The organism is Aeromonas sp. sif0611 (genome assembly GCF_019218845.1).
GTDB lineage: Bacteria > Pseudomonadota > Gammaproteobacteria > Enterobacterales > Aeromonadaceae > Aeromonas > Aeromonas media.
In genome coordinates this window covers 704,542-720,809 of sequence record NZ_JAHUWU010000002.1, presented here as the reverse complement: position 1 = coordinate 720,809, position 16,268 = coordinate 704,542, and the positions used below count along the sequence as shown (strand labels likewise).

Here is a 16,268-nt window from a genome sequence, read left to right as displayed (position 1 = left end):
GATGACTAACGCTGTAACTGCAAGCCCAAGCCGTTGGGCGCGATTCAAGAACTCTGACATCGTCTACTACTTCCTGCGGGACAAGGTAGCCATGTTCAGCTTTGCCGTGTTTGTGGTGTTCGTACTGGCGGCGCTGCTGGCGCCCTGGTTGGCACCGCACAACGTCTATGACCAGACCAGCTTCGATCTGATGGATGCGGAGCTGCCTCCCTCCTGGCTGGAAGGGGGCGAGGCGCGCTTCTGGCTCGGTACCGACAACCAGGGACGGGACATCTGGAGCACCATCCTCTATGGCGCCCGCATCTCGCTGACCATAGGTCTGTTCGCCGTCGGCCTGCAGCTGGTGCTCGGCATCGTCATCGGCCTCATCGCCGGTTACTTCGGTGGTCGCATCGACAACCTGCTGATGCGCTTTGCCGACGTGCAGCTGTCGTTCTCCACCATGATGGTGGCCATCATCATCTCCGCCATCTTCCAGGCGACCTTTGGCTCGGATCTCTATTCCGAGTTCGCCATCGTCATGCTGGTGGTGATCATCGGCATCGCCGAATGGCCCCAGTATGCCCGTACGGTGCGCGCCTCGGTGCTGGCGGAGAAGAAGAAGGAGTACGTGGAAGCGGCCCAGGTGATGGGGTTCCGTGCCCCGCGCATCATGTTCCGCCACATACTGCCGAACTGCCTGTCGCCCATCCTGGTCATCTCCACGGTGCAGGTGGCGAACGCCATCATGAGCGAGGCAGCACTCTCCTTCCTGGGGTTGGGCATGCCAGTGGATCAACCGTCGCTCGGCTCGCTCATCAGTGTGGGCTTCAACTACATCTTCTCCGGCTCCTGGTGGATCACCGCCTTCCCGGGCATCTGCCTGGTGGTGCTGGTGCTGGTCATCAACCTGCTGGGTGACTGGCTGCGGGATGTGTTCAACCCCAAGATCTACAAGGGTTGACTCGGGTCAGAAGTGAAAATACAAGAAGGGCGCCATCAGGCGCCCTTCTTTATTGCTTGTGATTGCAGTAAGCACTTGCGTCAGGCTTGCAGCCAGGCCTCGATGCTGGCCTGGATACCAACGCCATCCAGCCCCAGCTGGGCATAGATCTCCTCCTGGGTGCCTTGCTCCACGAAGCGATCCGGCAGCCCCAGATTGAGCACTGGCTTGCACTGCTTGCTGCGCATCAGCAGCTCGTTCACCGCAGAACCGGCCCCGCCCATGATGGCGTTGTCCTCGAGAGTGACAAACTGATCGTGGGAGGCGGCAAGTTCAAGCACCAGTGCCTCGTCCATGGGCTTGACGAAGCGCATGTCCACCAAGGTGGCGTCCAGCGCCTCGGCGGCGGCCCTGGCCTGATGCAGCAGGGTACCGAACGCCAGTATGGCGGTGCCTTTACCCTGGCGAACAATCCGGCCCTTGCCGAGTTCCAGTGCCTGCATCTCGCTCATGATCTCGCTGCCGCAGCCGCTGCCACGGGGATAGCGCACCGCAGCGGGCTGGTTGCACTGATAGCCGGTGAAGAGCATCTGGCGGCACTCGTTCTCGTCGGACGGCGTCATCACCACCATGTTCGGGACTGTGCGCAGGAAGCTGATGTCGAACGCCCCCTGATGGGTGGGGCCGTCGGCGCCTACCAGGCCGGCCCTGTCGATGGCGAACAGCACCGGCAGGTTCTGCAGCGCCACATCGTGGATCAGCTGGTCATAGGCCCGTTGCAGGAAGCTCGAATAGATGGCGACCACGGGTTTCTTGTCGGCGATGGCAAGGCCAGCGGCGAAGGTGACCGCATGCTGTTCGGCGATGGCTACGTCGAAGTAGCGATCCGGATACTGCTGGCTGAACTTGACCAGGCCGGAGCCCTCGCGCATGGCGGGGGTTATGCCGACCAGCCGCTCATCCTTGGCCGCCATGTCGCACAGCCACTGGCCGAAGATGGCGGAGAAGGTGGGTTTGCCACCGGCGCTCTTGGGCAGGGCGCACTCGTCCGGGTTGAACTTGGGGACGGCGTGATAGCCGATGGGGTCTTTCTCGGCAGGCTCGTAGCCCTTGCCCTTCTTGGTCTTGACGTGCAGCAGCTGAGGACCCTTGAGGTTGCGCATGTTGCGCAGGGTCTCGACCAGAGCGTGGATGTCGTGGCCGTCGATGGGGCCTATGTAGTTGAAGCCGAACTCCTCGAACAGGGTGCCGGGCACCACCATGCCCTTGAGGTGTTCCTCGGCCCGCTTGGCCAGCTCCTTGACCGGCGGCAGCCCCGCCAGCACCTTCTTGCCACCTTCGCGGATGGTGGTGTAGAGCTTGCCGGACATCAGTCTGGCCAGGTGGTTGTTGAGCGCCCCGACATTCTCGGAGATGGACATCTCGTTGTCATTGAGCACCACCAGCATGTCCTTGTGAACGTCTCCGGCGTGGTTGAGGGCCTCGAAGGCCATGCCTGCCGTGATGGCGCCATCACCGATGACGGCCACCACCTTGCGGCCCAGTCCCTCGCTCTCGGCGGCGACCGCCATGCCGAGGGCGGCACCTATGGAGGTGCTGGAGTGGCCCACGCTGAGCACGTCATACTCGCTCTCTTCCCGCCAGGGGAAGGGGTGCAGGCCATCTTTCTGGCGAATGGTGTGAATGCGCTCGCGCCGGCCGGTCAGGATCTTGTGGGGATAGGCCTGATGGCCCACGTCCCACACCAGTCGATCGAAGGGGGTGTTGTAGACGTAGTGCAAGGCAACCGTCAGCTCGACGGTGCCGAGGCCGGAGGCGAAGTGGCCGCTGGAGCGGCTCACCGAGCGCAGCAGATACTCGCGCAGCTCTTCGCACAGAATGGGCAGCCGCTCTTTGGGCAGGGATCGCAACTCGACCGGCGTATCCGCGAGGGCCAGGTTGGGGAAATCGCTAATATCAACGCTCATATTGTTACTGTTATCCAGCGTTTAGTGGGTTCGCTCGATGATGTAATCGGCAAACGCTTCCAGAATGTCGGTATTGTAGGGCAAGGATTGCAGGGCTGTTAAGGCCTTGTCATGCAGTTCGCGAGCCAGCTCACGGGCAGGGTCGAGGCCGAGCAGGGCCGGATAGGTGCTCTTCTCCTGCGCCAGATCCGAGCCTTGCGGCTTGCCGAGGGTCGCGGTGTCGCCCGTGATGTCGAGGATGTCATCCTGCACCTGGAAGGCGAGCCCGATGGCGGCGGCATAGGTTTGCAGCGCGGCCAGGGTAGCGGGTTCCACGTCGGCCTTGCACAGTGCCCCCAGGGTGACGGCGCACTCGATGAGCGCGCCCGTCTTGTGACGGTGCACCTGCTCCAGTTCGGCGAGGCTGATCCGGCGGCCTTCGGCCTCCAGATCCAGCGCCTGACCGCCGCACATGCCGAGATAACCAGAGGCGCGGGCCAGGGCACTCAGCATCCGTACCCGGTTGGCCAGCAGGGCGTCAGGGAGGGGATGATCCGCCAGGATGGAGAAGGCCAGGGTCTGCAGGGCATCGCCGGCCAGAATGGCGGTGCCTTCGTCGAACGCCTTGTGCACTGTCGGCTGGCCGCGACGCAGATCGTCGTTGTCCATGGCGGGCAGGTCGTCGTGCAGCAGGGAGTAGGCGTGAATGCACTCCACCGCGGCGGCAGGGCCGTCGAGCTGTTCGCTTGGCACCCCCAGCATCTCGCCCACGGCGTAGACCAGGAAGGGGCGCACCCGCTTGCCGCCGAGCAGCAGGCCGTATTTCATTGCATCCCGCAGGCGTGGTGCCATGGCGGGCAGGGCCTCAAGCTGTGCCGAGAGGCAGTCGTCGATGCGGCGGCGGTGCAGGCGGGAGAAATCGTCCAGCGTCACTCACTCCTCTCCTTGCTCTGATCGAAAGGGGACCGCCTGTTCGCTGCCATCGGCCTGGGTCAGGAGGATCTGGATCTTCTGCTCGGCCTGCTCCAGCTTCTGCTGGCCGGCACGCACCAGATGGATGCCCTGTTCGAATTGCTTGAGTGCCTCCTCGAGGGGGAGCGACCCCTGTTCCAGTTGATGCACTATGGTTTCCAGCTCTTCCAGGGTGGCATCAAAACTCAGACGGTCGATTTTTTTACTGGCCATGTCCATCCTCGGGGATTGAAAAAAACGGCTCATCTTAACATCGACCGGGCACAGGGGGGAGGCAGAAAAGTGTGCCGTCCTCAAACTATCCTGACCCCGGCCGATAGAAAGGCGCTGGCATCCATGTACTGCCGATGGGTTATTGAGGTGTGCCGGGCTTGCTGCCAGGGGCGCAATAGCAGAAAATTCAACGCAATATAAATAGATGGCAAGTTCGGCGACAGGAGTAGGGATGTGGATTTAGGCAGTCTGATAGGCATAGTGCTGGGGTTCGGGGTCGTGGTGTACGGCATGCTGCTGGGTGGCCCCATGAGCATGTATGTGGATATGCCTTCGGTCTATATCACCATATTGGGTTCTCTGTTCATCTGCATGATGAAGTTCAACCTCAGCCAGTTTCTGATGGCGTTCAAGGTGGCCGGCAAGGCGTTCATGTACAAGGGCGACAAGCTCGACGATCTGATTGCCAAGGCGGTCGAGCTGGCGGACTCGGCCCGCAAGGGAGGCTTTCTGGCGCTTGAGGCGGCGGAGATCCCCAATCCCTTCATGAAGAAGGGCATCGACATGCTGGTGGACGGCCATGACGCCGATGTGGTGCGCGCCGTGATGGAGAAAGACATCGAACTGACCTCGGAGCGCCATGTCATCGCCATCAAGGTGTTTCGCTCCCTCGGCGATCTCGGCCCCGCGATGGGGATGATAGGTACGCTAGTGGGGCTGGTGGCCATGCTGGCGAACATGAGCGACCCCAAATCCATCGGCCCGGCTATGGCGGTGGCCTTGCTGACCACGCTGTACGGGGCGATCGAAGCCAACATGATCGCCATCCCCATCGCCGACAAGCTGGAGCTGCGCAGCGGCGAGGAGCAGTTGAGCCGCACTCTGATCCTCGACGCCATCATGGGGATCCAGGACGGCCAGAACCCTCGCGTGATCCAGGCCATGCTGCAGAACTACTTGAATCAGTCCAAACGCAACAACGGGCTCGAATAGGAGGCCCCATGGCAAAGTGCAAGTGTCCGCCGCCCGGCCTGCCCGGCTACATGGGTACCTTCGCCGATCTCATGTCCCTGTTAATGTGTTTCTTCGTGCTGCTGCTCTCCTTCGCCGAGATGGATGTGCAGAAGTTCAAGCAGATCGCCGGCTCCATGGAGAAGGCGTTCGGGGTGCAGAACATCCTGGAGGTGAAGGACATCCCCAAGGGGACCTCTGTCATCGCCCAGGAGTTTCGCCCTGGCCGGCCTGAACCGACGCCCATCGACACCATCATGCAGCAGACCATCGACATGACCCAGACCGAGCTGGATTTTCAACCCGGGGATGCGGATCAGGCGGGGGGCCATGACAAGACCGAGGGGCAGCAGAGCGGCGGCGACACCGCCCAGCAGGCCCAGAAGGCGCAGGAGCAGTCCAACGAACTGGCCAAGGCGCTGGCCGAGCAGATGCAGGCACAGATCCAGGACGGTGCCATCGAGATAGAGGCGCTGGGTCAGCAGATCATCATTCGCATCCGCGAGAAGGCGGCGTTCCCGGCGGGATCCGCCTTCCTGCAGCCCCAGTTCTGGCCGGTGATCCGTAAAGTCGCGACCTTGCTCAAGGATGTGCCTGGGGAGATCACCGTTTCCGGTCATACCGATGACGTTGCCACCGAAGACGAGCTGTTCCAGTCCAACTGGGAGCTCTCATCCCAACGTGCGGTGGCGGTGGCCCACCAGATGATCAAGGTGCCCGGCTTTGATGGCAGCCGTCTGGTGGTGCAGGGGATGGCGGATTCCCAGCCTCTGGTGCCGAACAACAGCCCGGAGAACCGACGCATGAACCGGCGGGTGGAGATCGCCATCATGCAGGGCAAACCGACGGTATCTGCCCCTATAGGGGTGGCGGATCCCAAGTAGCTTTCGCCAGGAAGCACGATCCCGTTCGCAGGGGCTGACATGGATTTTGTGGCGGCTTCATATTAAGATGCCTCATCCGAACCGATAGCTGCGGCTCTCTTTGATTGCCGCAGCTTCTCTTTATAAGGCAACCCAGGTTTCGACTATGAATCATACTCCGATGACTGTTCGCGGCGCTGAAAAGCTGCGTCAAGAGCTCGACTATCTGAAGAGCGAGCTGCGTCCCCAGATTATCGAAGCGATTGCTGATGCCCGTGAACATGGTGATCTGAAAGAAAACGCCGAATACCATGCCGCTCGCGAGCAGCAAGGTTTCTGTGAAGGCCGCATTCAGGAGATTGAGAGCAAGCTCTCCAATGCTCAGGTGATCGATATCACCAAGATTGCCAACAATGGCCGCGTCATCTTCGGTGCGACCGTGACCCTGCTGAAAAGCGAAACGGAAGAGGAAGTGGTGTACCGCATCGTGGGCGACGACGAGGCGGACATCAAGCAGAACATGATCTCCGTGAACTCGCCCATTGCCCGTGCCCTGATCGGCAAGGAAGTGGACGATGTGGCCATCGTCAAGACACCGGCTGGCGATGTTGAGTACGAAATTCTGGAAGTCGCCTACCTCTGACGATGAGGGGCGATGAAGAAACAGGGGAGCCCGGCTCCCCTGTTGCATTTAGTCCCCCTGATAGGTCTGGACGAAGGCGTCCTGATGACGCTGGAAGAGCCAGTCTCGCAGTTGCTCCTGGTCTCCCTTGTCCAGCTGGAATTTCAAGGCCCAGTCGTGGCGCTGCTGGTGGGAGTGGACGTGCCTTATCAGGGTGCCGCTCAGTGCCAGGGGAGGCAATCCTTCTATGCCGAGGGTGCCGTGCAGCCGATCGCCCTTGGCCAGAGTCGGTGGCAAGCCGGCCACGATGAGACCACCGAGGGAGAGGCTGTGCACCTCATACTCGGCATCGCTGGTGTGCAGGACGGCTTTCTCATCGAGTCGCCAGGCGCGCAGGTGAGGGGAGCCCAGCTCCGTGATGGTAGGGGCGGCGATGCGCAGTTCGGTGTGGCCTTCCGCCGCCAGGGTACAATGCAGCGGAAAACGCAGTTGATGGCCGGCGATGCGGGCCTCGATCGTCAGGGGGCTGGCCCGTTGCAACAGGCTCTGTAGGGGAAGGCTCAGGTTGCCTCGCAGGAACTGGCCGGCGGCCATGTCCTCGGCGTCTCCCAAGTCCTGCAGCATGGCCAGCTCCTCGTCGGTGAGAATCTGATGCTTGTCCATAGTGGATGTCCGCAAGTATTCATCGCAGGTTAAGGGCCTGACGACTATTTTGGCAAGCGACTTGGGAAGAAGAGAAATGAAGGAAAGAGCGAACGCTCTTTCCTGTTACTTGCGGGGCAACTGGATCTTGGGTTCTGTGGCCTGACGATAGATGGTCAGTACATGGCCCATGCTCTGTACCTTGATGGCGCCGGTTTCACGAACGATGGCATCCATTACCAGCTGTTTCATCTCACGATCTTCAGACGACACCTTAACCTTGATCAGCTCGTGGTGGTTCAGCGCCAGATCGATCTCGGCCAGCACCCCTTCGGTCAGGCCGTGTTGTCCCAGCAGGACGACCGGCTTCAGGCTGTGGGCGAGGCCCTTGAGGTATTGTTTCTGTTTATTGTTGAGAATCATGGCAATTTCTTCATAAGTCAGGGTTGAAAGGGGCGTATTCTACCCCCACTTAGCCCTTAATACTAATAACCCTTGTGGTTTTTTAAAGTCGACAATCATGACCCAGAAAAAACATTCCCCCAGTTCAACCCGCTGGTTAAAAGAACATTTTGACGATCATTACGTCAAAAAAGCCCAGAAGTTGGGACTGCGTTCCCGCGCCGTGTTCAAGATCGACGAGATCCAGGGCAAGGACAAACTGCTCAAGCCGGGCATGACGGTGGTGGATCTGGGAGCCGCCCCTGGTGGCTGGTCCCAGTTCGCTATCGATCAGGTGGGTGACAAGGGACGGGTGATTGCTTGCGATATTCTGCCGATGGATTCCATTGCCGGTGTCGATTTCCTGCAAGGGGACTTTCGGGAGGAAACTGTGCTTGCCGCCTTGCTGGCCCGGGTTGGCCCGGACAAGGTTGATGTGGTCATGTCTGACATGGCGCCCAACATGAGCGGGACCCAGCAGGTGGATCAGGCTCGCTCCATGTATCTGATCGAGCTGGCGCTGGACATGTGCAATCAGGTCCTGCGCAGTAATGGCAGTTTCGTGGTCAAGGTATTTCAGGGGGAGGGCTTCGACGCTTATCTCAATGAAATTCGTAGACTTTTCTCTGTCGTCAAGATTCGTAAACCAGACTCCTCCCGTGCCCGTTCACGAGAAGTCTACATTGTGGCTACCGGTTTTAAACTGTAGTACCCTAACCCTCATCGTTAACTGTCAGTCTGCGAGGTCATTGATTTGAGTGACATGGCGAAAAACCTAATCCTGTGGCTGGTCATCGCCGTCGTGCTGATGTCGGTGTTCAATAGCTTCAGCCCCAGCGATACTACCAGTCGCCAGCTGGACTATTCCAGCTTCGTGAAAGAAGTGACCCAAGAGCAGATCCGTGAAGTGCGGATGGATGGCAAGGTCATTAATGGCGTCAAGCGCACCGGTGAACGTTTCACCACCATCATCCCTGCGCCGGATCCCCAACTGCTTAACGACATGCTCAACCATAACGTGAAGGTGATGGGTGAGAAGCCGGAAGAGCCGTCTCTGATCACGTCCATCTTCATCTCCTGGTTCCCGATGCTGTTGCTGATCGGTGTCTGGGTCTTCTTCATGCGTCAGATGCAGGGCGGCGGTGGCAAGGGTGCCATGTCGTTCGGCAAGAGCAAGGCTCGCCTGATGAGTGAAGATCAGATCAAGACCACCTTCGTCGACGTGGCGGGTTGTGACGAGGCGAAGGAAGAGGTCAAAGAGCTGGTCGACTATCTGCGCGATCCGACCAAGTTCCAGAAACTGGGCGGCAAGATCCCGACCGGCGTGCTGCTGGTAGGCCCGCCCGGTACCGGTAAGACCCTGCTGGCCAAGGCCATCGCGGGTGAGGCCAAGGTGCCCTTCTTCACCATCTCCGGTTCCGACTTCGTCGAGATGTTCGTGGGTGTCGGCGCCTCCCGGGTGCGTGACATGTTCGAGCAGGCCAAGAAGTCCTCCCCCTGCATCATCTTCATCGATGAAATCGATGCGGTCGGTCGCCAGCGTGGCGCCGGTCTGGGTGGTGGCCACGATGAGCGTGAGCAGACCCTGAACCAGATGCTGGTCGAGATGGATGGTTTCGAAGGCAATGAAGGCGTCATCGTCATCGCCGCGACCAACCGTCCAGACGTGCTGGATCCCGCTCTGCTGCGCCCGGGTCGTTTCGACCGTCAGGTCGTGGTCGGTCTGCCGGATGTCCGCGGCCGTGAGCAGATCCTGAAGGTGCACATGCGCAAGGTGCCGTTGGCGGATGACGTCAATCCGGCGCTGATTGCCCGTGGTACGCCAGGTTTCTCCGGTGCCGATCTCGCCAACCTGGTCAACGAGGCTGCCCTGTTCTCCGCCCGTGAGAGCCGCCGCGTGGTCTCCATGCTGGAATTCGAGAAGGCCAAGGACAAGATCATGATGGGGGCGGAACGCCGCTCCATGGTGATGAAAGAGTCCGAGAAGGAGATGACGGCTTATCATGAAGCCGGTCACGCCATCATTGGTCGTGTCGTGCCGGATCATGATCCCGTCTACAAGGTCTCCATCATCCCGCGCGGTCGTGCGCTGGGTGTGACCATGTATCTGCCGGAGCAGGATCGCTGGAGCCACTCCAAGCAGCATCTGGAGTCGATGATCTCCAGCCTGTACGGCGGTCGTCTGGCGGAAGAGCTGATCTACGGTACCGAGAAGGTATCGACCGGTGCCTCCAATGACATCGAGCGTGCTACCGACATCGCGCGCAAGATGGTCACTCAGTGGGGGATGTCCGAGCGCCTCGGCCCCATGCTCTATGCAGAAGAAGATGGTGAAGTGTTCCTCGGTCGCAGCATGGCCAAGGCCAAGCACATGTCCGACGACACCGCGCGTGTCATCGATGCCGAGGTCAAGCAGGTCATCGATCGCAACTATGCTCGTGCCAAGCAGATCCTGCAGGACAACATGGATGTACTGCACACCATGAAGGATGCCTTGATGAAGTACGAGACCATAGATGCTAAGCAGATCGACGATCTGATGGCACGTCGTGAGGTTCGTGCTCCCAGCAACTGGCATGATGAGCACGGTGATACCCCGCAAGGTGGCGCCAGTGTGAGCCGCGAGCCCGAGGTCAAGGCGCCGTCCGATGACAGCAGTGCACCGCTGAATGACATCGACAAGGCGAACGATGTCCCGGCCAAATAAGCTTTCATGATCCAAACCCCGGGCTTGCCCGGGGTTTTTCTTTATGCGGATACCCAGATTTTCTTGTAACAGGTAGATGTAAAGATGCAACTAATCAGCAAGGGGCGCAGCCTCTCCCTGGAGCGTCCCCACGTCATGGGGATCCTCAACGTGACTCCGGACTCCTTCTCCGATGGCGGCCGCTTCAAACCACTTGAACTGGCGCTGGCTCATGCTCGTCAGATGGTGGAGGAGGGAGCCACCCTCATCGACATCGGTGGCGAGTCGACCCGCCCGGGCGCCCCCGACGTGAGCGAGCAGGAGGAGCTGGACAGGGTTATCCCTGTGGTCGAGCGGATGGTGCAGGAACTCGATGTGATGATCTCCCTCGATACCTCCAAGGCTGCCGTGATGAGGGCGGGCTGCTCGGCAGGCGCTCACCTCATCAATGATGTGCGGTCCCTGCTCGAGCCCGGTGCCCTGGCTGCAGCGGCAGGGGCTGACGTGCCCGTGTGTCTGATGCACATGCAAGGCCAGCCGAGAACCATGCAGGCCGAACCTCATTACGACGACTTGCTGGGGGAAGTGAGGGCCTTCTTCGACGAACGGATAGTCGCTTGCCTGGATGCAGGGATCCCGCGTCGGCACCTGCTGCTGGATCCGGGTTATGGTTTTGGCAAGACGGTGGCACACAACTATCAGTTGCTGGCCGAACAGCAGAAGTTGTTGGATTACGGTCTGCCGCTCTTGGTGGGGATGTCGCGAAAGTCTATGATAGGCAATCTGCTTGGCCGCCCCGTTGATGAGCGGCTGGCCGGCAGCCTGGCCTGCGCTCTGATCGGGTTGCAACATGGCGCCAGGATCATCCGGGTGCACGACGTGCGAGCCACCATGGATGCTCTGCGCGTTGGCTGGATGGTAATGACGGGACAAGATTTCATATCCAAATAAAAAAACGAGAACAGACAATGACCAGAAAGTATTTTGGCACCGATGGTGTCCGCGGCAAGGTTGGCGAATTTCCTATCACCCCGGATTTTGTGATGAAGTTGGGTTGGGCCGCCGGCAAGGTGCTCTCCAAGAAAGGCACCAAGAAGGTGCTGATCGGCAAAGATACTCGCATCTCTGGCTATATGCTTGAATCCGCCCTGGAAGCGGGCCTCTCCGCAGCGGGCCTCAAGGCCATACTGATGGGTCCCATGCCGACGCCGGCGGTGGCCTACCTGACTCGCACCTTCCGTGCCGAGGCTGGCATCGTCATCAGCGCCTCCCACAACCCTTATTACGACAACGGCATCAAGTTCTTCTCCGCCGATGGCACCAAGCTGCCCGATGAAGTGGAGCTGGCCATCGAGGCCGAGCTGGATAACGAGCTCAAGTGCGTGGAGTCCGCCGAACTTGGCAAGGCGCAGCGCATCGACGATGCCGCCGGCCGTTACATCGAGTTCTGCAAGAGCACCTTCCCCACCCATCTGAGCCTGGAAGGAGTGAAGATGGTGGTGGATTGTGGCCATGGAGCCACCTATCACATTGCCCCCTCGGTGTTCCGCGAGCTGGGCGCCGAGGTGATTGCCATCGGTTGCAGCCCGGATGGCCTCAACATCAACGATGGGGTGGGCTCCACCGCACCGGAGGCGCTGGCCGCCAAGGTGCTGGAGTGCAAGGCCGATCTCGGTGTTGCCTTCGACGGTGACGGCGATCGCCTGGTGATGGTAGACAGCACTGGCTACATCATCGACGGTGACGAGATCCTCTACATCATCGCCCGCGATGCCCTGCGCAATGGCCGCCTCAAGGGCGGTGTGGTAGGTACTCTAATGGCCAACATGGGCCTGGAGCTGGCGCTGCAGACGCTCGGTATTCCATTTGCCCGTGCCAAGGTGGGTGACCGCTACGTGCTCGAGATGATGAACGAGAAGGGCTGGCGCATCGGTGGCGAGAACTCCGGTCACATCATCTGCCTGGACCAGACCACCACAGGGGATGGCATAGTCGCCGCCCTGCAGGTGCTGACGGCGGTGTGCTCTGCGGAGATGCCGCTGGCCAAGCTGCGCTCCGGCATGAGCAAGTTCCCCCAGGTACTGGTGAACGTACGTTTTGCCGAGGGCAAGGATCCGCTGGCGGCCGAAGCCGTGCAGCAGGAAGTGGCCAAGGTGGAACAGGAACTGGGCGGCCGTGGCCGTGTCCTGCTGCGCAAATCCGGCACCGAGCCCTTGATCCGGGTCATGGTGGAAGGGGAGCATGAGCAACAGGTGCGTGACATGGCACAACGCATCGCCCAACAGGTCGAATCGGCGTTTTAATGAGCAACCAGGGCGATTTTTTAATCGCCCTGGTTGTATCTTGTTCAAACGATTCGAAAATTTGAAAATAGCACTTGTCAGCTGATCATCCTCTGGATATTATCAGCCCCGCTTTCGCAAGGGAGTTGCCGATGGGACATCGCAAGCCGTTTGTAGCCGCCAACTGGAAGTTACACGGTAGTAGGTCGCAGTTAGAGCAGTTTACGAGTCAATGCCTGAAGGGTGTTGGTGATGATGTAGATGTTGTTCTCTGTCCTTCCCACGTGCATCTCGACTTTACCGCACGACTGCTCGATGAGCAGAAGGTGATAAGGTTGGGGGCTCAAAATGTGAGCCAGCACAGACAGGGCGCTTATACGGGTGAAGTCTCGTGTGAGATGCTGGTCGAGGCAGGGTGCCGATACGTACTGGTCGGTCACTCCGAGCGCAGGCGTCTCTTTGGTGAGACCAGCTTTATCGTCGCAGAGAAGTTTGCGGCAGTCAGAGCGGCAGGTTTGATTCCCATCCTTTGTCTGGGGGAGTCAGGTGCTGCGAGGCAGGCGAGAAGAACCTTCGAGGTGATCGCCGAAGAGCTGGACATCGTCATAGAGAAAAATGGCGCGATGGCTTTCGATAATGCTATCATCGCCTACGAGCCGATTTGGGCTGTAGGTACAGGTAAATGCGCCACACCCGAGCAGGCACAAGAGGTTCATTCCTTTATACGTGGTCGCTTGGCGGAGGATACTCCGGTAATAGGTGAGAAAGTAAGAATCATCTATGGTGGGAGCGTGACGCCGACCAACGCGAGAGATTTGTTTGCCCAGCCCGACATTGATGGCGGACTGATAGGTGGAGCAAGCCTCGACAGCGATGCGTTTTTAGGAATTGTTGAAGCGGCAAAGGGTGCAAGTTAAATGTACGAGATTCTTTTAGTCGTTTATCTGCTGGTGTCACTGGCTCTGATCGGTCTGGTGATGATTCAGCAAGGTAAAGGGGCTGATATGGGCGCCTCCTTCGGCGCAGGGGCATCGAATACCGTATTCGGCTCCGGTGGTTCAGGCAGTTTCCTGACCCGCACAACTGCAATTTTGGCCACTCTGTTCTTTTTGATCAGCCTGGTGCTCGGCTCCATGTCAAGCAACAAGGTAAAACAGGGTAGCGAATGGGAAAATCTGCAACAGACTCAGCAAGTTGAGCAGACCAAAGCGCCAGTGAAGAAAGACGCTGACGTTCCCGAGTAAAGAGTTTTTGCCGTGGTGGTGGAATTGGTAGACACGCTATCTTGAGGGGGTAGTGCTCTAGGGTGTGCGGGTTCGAGTCCCGCCCACGGCACCAATTAAGCAGTGAACCCGGGTAACCGGGAAGTTATAGCCAGTCAGTCTTGTGTGATGAGAATGAAGTGGCTATAATCTCGCACGATTTCGGACGCGGGGTGGAGCAGCATGGTAGCTCGTCGGGCTCATAACCCGAAGGTCGTCGGTTCAAATCCGGCCCCCGCAACCAAATTTCACGCATTTCCTACGCTCAGGAAGGCGGTCGCTGCGAGGCGACAATCAGGGTAAAGCGCCAAGCCCCGATTTGACATCGGGGCTTTTTGTTATGTGCGATTTACTCTGAATCGATCTCTATCTGGGCTATATGCCCTTTTTTTGTTTTTCGGAGGGTGACTTTGGCTACGTTGGAACAACGTTTGACCGATCTGCTCGAGGCTCCGGTCGTTGCCTTGGGTTTTGAACTTTGGGGTGTCGAGTTTATCCGTGCGGGTAAGCACTCGACCTTGCGCGTCTTCATCGACTCAGAGCAAGGCGTGACGGTGGAAGACTGTGCCGAGGTGAGCCGCCAGGTTGGCGCCATCATGGACGTTGAAGATCCCATCACCGAGGAATATTACCTCGAGGTTTCCTCCCCGGGCCTGGATCGTCCGCTGTTCAAGGTTGCCCAGTTCGAAAAATACGTTGGCCAAGAGGCGGCGGTTTCGCTTCGGATGGCAACAAACAACCGCCGCAAGTTCAAAGGCGTAATCAAAGCTGTGCAGGGGGACATGATCACCCTGACAGTAGATGGTAAGGACGAGGTGTTGGCTTTCACCAATATCCAAAAAGCGAACATAGTGCCGAACTTTGGTTAACGAGGCTATCGGATATGAATAAAGAGATTTTGCTGGTCGTTGACGCTGTGTCCAACGAGAAGGCTGTCCCCCGCGAGAAGATTTTCCAGGCTCTGGAGACTGCGCTGGCGACTGCGACCAAGAAAAAATACGAAGGCGAGATTGAAGTTCGGGTCGAGATCGATCGCAAGACCGGTGACTACGACACCTATCGCCGTTGGGTCGTGGTGGCCGATCAGGCTTCCATGGAGAACCCGTATGGGGAAATCACTCTCGAAGCCGCTCAGATCGAGCAGCCGGATATCCAGATCGGCGACTATGTTGAAGACCAGATTGACTCTGTCACCTTCGACCGCATCACCACCCAGACCGCCAAGCAGGTTATCGTGCAGAAAGTGCGCGAGGCCGAGCGTTCCCAAGTCGTTGACCAGTTCAAGGACAAGGAAGGCACCATCATCAGCGGCGTGGTCAAGAAGAGCAACCGCGACAACGTCATCCTGGATCTGGGCAGCAATGCCGAGGCCGTGATCTTCCGTGACGACATGCTGCCCCGTGAGACCTTCCGTCCCGGTGACCGCATCCGTGGCCTGCTCTATGCAGTCCGCCCGGAAGCCCGTGGTTCCCAGCTGTTCGTCAGCCGCTCCAGCCCAGACTTCCTGAAAGAGCTGTTCCGCATCGAAGTGCCGGAAATCGGCGAAGAGATGATCGAAATCATGGGCGCTGCCCGTGATCCGGGTTCCCGCGCCAAGATTGCGGTCAAGACCAACGATCGTCGTATCGACCCGATCGGTGCCTGTATCGGCATGCGCGGTGCTCGCGTTCAGGCGGTATCCGCCGAGCTGAGCGGTGAGCGTGCCGACATCGTGCTGTACGATGACAACCCGGCCCAATACGTGATCAATGCCATGGCGCCTGCCGATGTGGCCTCCATCATCGTTGATGAAGACAACCACACCATGGACATCGCCGTGGAAGCTGCCAACCTGGCCCAGGCCATTGGTCGCAACGGTCAGAACGTGCGTCTGGCCTCCCAGCTGACCGGTTGGGAGCTGAACGTCATGACCGTCGAGGACATGCGTGCCAAGCACCAGGCCGAGAACGATCGCATCCTGACTCTGTTCACCACAGCGCTGGACATCGACGACGATTTCGCCGGTCTGCTGATGGAAGAAGGTTTCTCCACCCTGGAAGAGATCGCCTTCGTACCCGTCAATGAGCTGCTGGCCATCGACGGTCTGGACGAAGACATGGTGGAAGAGCTGCGCAAGCGTGCCAAGGATGTTCTGACCACCAAGGCCCTGGCCAAAGAAGAATCCTTCGACGGCGTAGAGCCTTCCGAAGAACTGCTCAATCTCAACGGCCTTGGCCGTGACATGGCGTATGCCCTGGCCGCTCGCGGCGTCGGCACCCTGGAAGATTTGGCAGAGCAAGGTATCGACGACCTTGCCGACATTGAAGAGCTGACCGCTGAGAAAGCCGGTGAGCTGATTATGGCTGCTCGCAATATCTGTTGGTTCGGAGAAGAGCAGTCTGAATAAGATCAAACGGAGGAAAATGA

The 16,268-nt window shown here is 59.0% G+C and carries 17 protein-coding genes and 2 tRNA genes; 14 read left to right on the top strand and 5 right to left on the bottom strand.

Annotation, left to right across the window (positions count from 1 at the left end; all coding sequences use genetic code 11):
- Position 1: 1 nt before the first annotated feature.
- Positions 2-943, top strand: coding sequence for an ABC transporter permease (locus tag KW824_RS08215; protein WP_041205190.1), 942 nt, complete (start codon positions 2-4; stop codon positions 941-943).
- An 80-nt stretch (positions 944-1,023) separates the two neighbouring features.
- Here the strand turns inward: KW824_RS08215 and dxs are convergent, their stop codons facing one another.
- From dxs to xseB, 3 genes are read right to left on the bottom strand one after another with little or no spacing between them, the layout of a single operon-like run.
- Entirely contained in the window at positions 1,024-2,889 is a 1,866-nt protein-coding gene (dxs, locus tag KW824_RS08210; protein ID WP_218409496.1) for a 1-deoxy-D-xylulose-5-phosphate synthase, read from the bottom strand.
- 21 nt (positions 2,890-2,910) lie between these two features.
- Positions 2,911-3,801, bottom strand: coding sequence for a (2E,6E)-farnesyl diphosphate synthase (gene ispA, locus KW824_RS08205; protein WP_218409495.1), 891 nt, complete (start codon positions 3,799-3,801; stop codon positions 2,911-2,913).
- Entirely contained in the window at positions 3,802-4,053 is a 252-nt protein-coding gene (xseB, locus tag KW824_RS08200; RefSeq protein ID WP_025326041.1) for an exodeoxyribonuclease VII small subunit, read from the bottom strand.
- A 234-nt stretch (positions 4,054-4,287) separates the two neighbouring features.
- Here xseB and pomA point away from each other — a divergent pair, with 234 nt between their 5' ends.
- From pomA to greA, 3 genes are all read left to right on the top strand, one after another.
- Positions 4,288-5,046: a flagellar motor protein PomA gene (gene pomA / locus KW824_RS08195; protein WP_005326615.1), complete on the top strand. Its 759-nt coding sequence runs from the start codon at positions 4,288-4,290 to the stop codon at positions 5,044-5,046.
- Between the two features lie 8 nt (positions 5,047-5,054).
- Entirely contained in the window at positions 5,055-5,948 is an 894-nt protein-coding gene (locus KW824_RS08190; protein ID WP_042648788.1) for a flagellar motor protein MotB, read from the top strand.
- Positions 5,949-6,093: 145 nt separating this feature from the next.
- Positions 6,094-6,570, top strand: coding sequence for a transcription elongation factor GreA (gene greA, locus KW824_RS08185; RefSeq protein ID WP_041205192.1), 477 nt, complete (start codon positions 6,094-6,096; stop codon positions 6,568-6,570).
- Positions 6,571-6,618: 48 nt separating this feature from the next.
- Here greA and KW824_RS08180 read toward each other — a convergent pair whose 3' ends face one another.
- The gene (locus KW824_RS08180; RefSeq protein ID WP_218409494.1) at positions 6,619-7,212 is read right to left on the bottom strand and encodes a PilZ domain-containing protein; all 594 of its coding nucleotides are present in this window, start codon (positions 7,210-7,212) and stop codon (positions 6,619-6,621) included.
- Positions 7,213-7,317: 105 nt separating this feature from the next.
- A complete protein-coding gene (gene yhbY, locus KW824_RS08175) occupies positions 7,318-7,614 on the bottom strand; it encodes a ribosome assembly RNA-binding protein YhbY (protein ID WP_005326620.1) in 297 nt (98 codons plus the stop codon).
- A 97-nt stretch (positions 7,615-7,711) separates the two neighbouring features.
- On the opposite strand from yhbY, the gene rlmE reads away from it, so the two are divergent.
- From rlmE to nusA, 10 genes are all read left to right on the top strand, one after another.
- Positions 7,712-8,341, top strand: a complete 630-nt coding sequence (gene rlmE, locus KW824_RS08170) for a 23S rRNA (uridine(2552)-2'-O)-methyltransferase RlmE (protein WP_005326622.1) — start codon at positions 7,712-7,714, stop codon at positions 8,339-8,341.
- 45 nt (positions 8,342-8,386) lie between these two features.
- Positions 8,387-10,339: an ATP-dependent zinc metalloprotease FtsH gene (gene ftsH, locus KW824_RS08165; protein WP_041205193.1), complete on the top strand. Its 1,953-nt coding sequence runs from the start codon at positions 8,387-8,389 to the stop codon at positions 10,337-10,339.
- Positions 10,340-10,423: 84 nt separating this feature from the next.
- On the top strand, positions 10,424-11,269 hold the full coding sequence (gene folP, locus KW824_RS08160) for a dihydropteroate synthase (protein WP_042648791.1): 846 nt from the start codon (positions 10,424-10,426) through the stop codon (positions 11,267-11,269).
- Positions 11,270-11,286: 17 nt separating this feature from the next.
- The gene (gene glmM, locus KW824_RS08155) at positions 11,287-12,621 is read left to right on the top strand and encodes a phosphoglucosamine mutase (RefSeq protein WP_042648792.1); all 1,335 of its coding nucleotides are present in this window, start codon (positions 11,287-11,289) and stop codon (positions 12,619-12,621) included.
- A 131-nt stretch (positions 12,622-12,752) separates the two neighbouring features.
- The gene (tpiA, locus tag KW824_RS08150; protein ID WP_042648793.1) at positions 12,753-13,517 is read left to right on the top strand and encodes a triose-phosphate isomerase; all 765 of its coding nucleotides are present in this window, start codon (positions 12,753-12,755) and stop codon (positions 13,515-13,517) included.
- Positions 13,518-13,844, top strand: coding sequence for a preprotein translocase subunit SecG (gene secG / locus KW824_RS08145; RefSeq protein WP_042648794.1), 327 nt, complete (start codon positions 13,518-13,520; stop codon positions 13,842-13,844).
- 9 nt (positions 13,845-13,853) lie between these two features.
- A tRNA-Leu gene (locus tag KW824_RS08140) sits at positions 13,854-13,938 on the top strand.
- 91 nt (positions 13,939-14,029) lie between these two features.
- Positions 14,030-14,106, top strand: a tRNA-Met gene (locus KW824_RS08135).
- 166 nt (positions 14,107-14,272) lie between these two features.
- On the top strand, positions 14,273-14,731 hold the full coding sequence (gene rimP, locus KW824_RS08130; protein ID WP_025326064.1) for a ribosome maturation factor RimP: 459 nt from the start codon (positions 14,273-14,275) through the stop codon (positions 14,729-14,731).
- 14 nt (positions 14,732-14,745) lie between these two features.
- On the top strand, positions 14,746-16,248 hold the full coding sequence (gene nusA, locus KW824_RS08125; protein WP_042648795.1) for a transcription termination factor NusA: 1,503 nt from the start codon (positions 14,746-14,748) through the stop codon (positions 16,246-16,248).
- The last annotated feature ends 20 nt before the right edge of the window (positions 16,249-16,268 follow it).

Excerpts from the sequence above, each read along its gene's own strand:
- xseB (WP_025326041.1), bottom strand. The coding sequence starts at position 4,053 with ATGGCCAGTAAAAAAATCGACCGTCTGAGTTTTGATGCCACCCTGGAA.
- tpiA (WP_042648793.1), top strand. The coding sequence starts at position 12,753 with ATGGGACATCGCAAGCCGTTTGTAGCCGCCAACTGGAAGTTACACGGT.
- rlmE (WP_005326622.1), top strand. The coding sequence starts at position 7,712 with ATGACCCAGAAAAAACATTCCCCCAGTTCAACCCGCTGGTTAAAAGAA.
- nusA (WP_042648795.1), top strand. The coding sequence starts at position 14,746 with ATGAATAAAGAGATTTTGCTGGTCGTTGACGCTGTGTCCAACGAGAAG.
- KW824_RS08180 (WP_218409494.1), bottom strand. The coding sequence starts at position 7,212 with ATGGACAAGCATCAGATTCTCACCGACGAGGAGCTGGCCATGCTGCAG.
- glmM (WP_042648792.1), top strand. The coding sequence starts at position 11,287 with ATGACCAGAAAGTATTTTGGCACCGATGGTGTCCGCGGCAAGGTTGGC.
- KW824_RS08190 (WP_042648788.1), top strand. The coding sequence starts at position 5,055 with ATGGCAAAGTGCAAGTGTCCGCCGCCCGGCCTGCCCGGCTACATGGGT.
- folP (WP_042648791.1), top strand. The coding sequence starts at position 10,424 with ATGCAACTAATCAGCAAGGGGCGCAGCCTCTCCCTGGAGCGTCCCCAC.
- yhbY (WP_005326620.1), bottom strand. The coding sequence starts at position 7,614 with ATGATTCTCAACAATAAACAGAAACAATACCTCAAGGGCCTCGCCCAC.
- secG (WP_042648794.1), top strand. The coding sequence starts at position 13,518 with ATGTACGAGATTCTTTTAGTCGTTTATCTGCTGGTGTCACTGGCTCTG.
- greA (WP_041205192.1), top strand. The coding sequence starts at position 6,094 with ATGAATCATACTCCGATGACTGTTCGCGGCGCTGAAAAGCTGCGTCAA.
- dxs (WP_218409496.1), bottom strand. The coding sequence starts at position 2,889 with ATGAGCGTTGATATTAGCGATTTCCCCAACCTGGCCCTCGCGGATACG.
- KW824_RS08215 (WP_041205190.1), top strand. The coding sequence starts at position 2 with ATGACTAACGCTGTAACTGCAAGCCCAAGCCGTTGGGCGCGATTCAAG.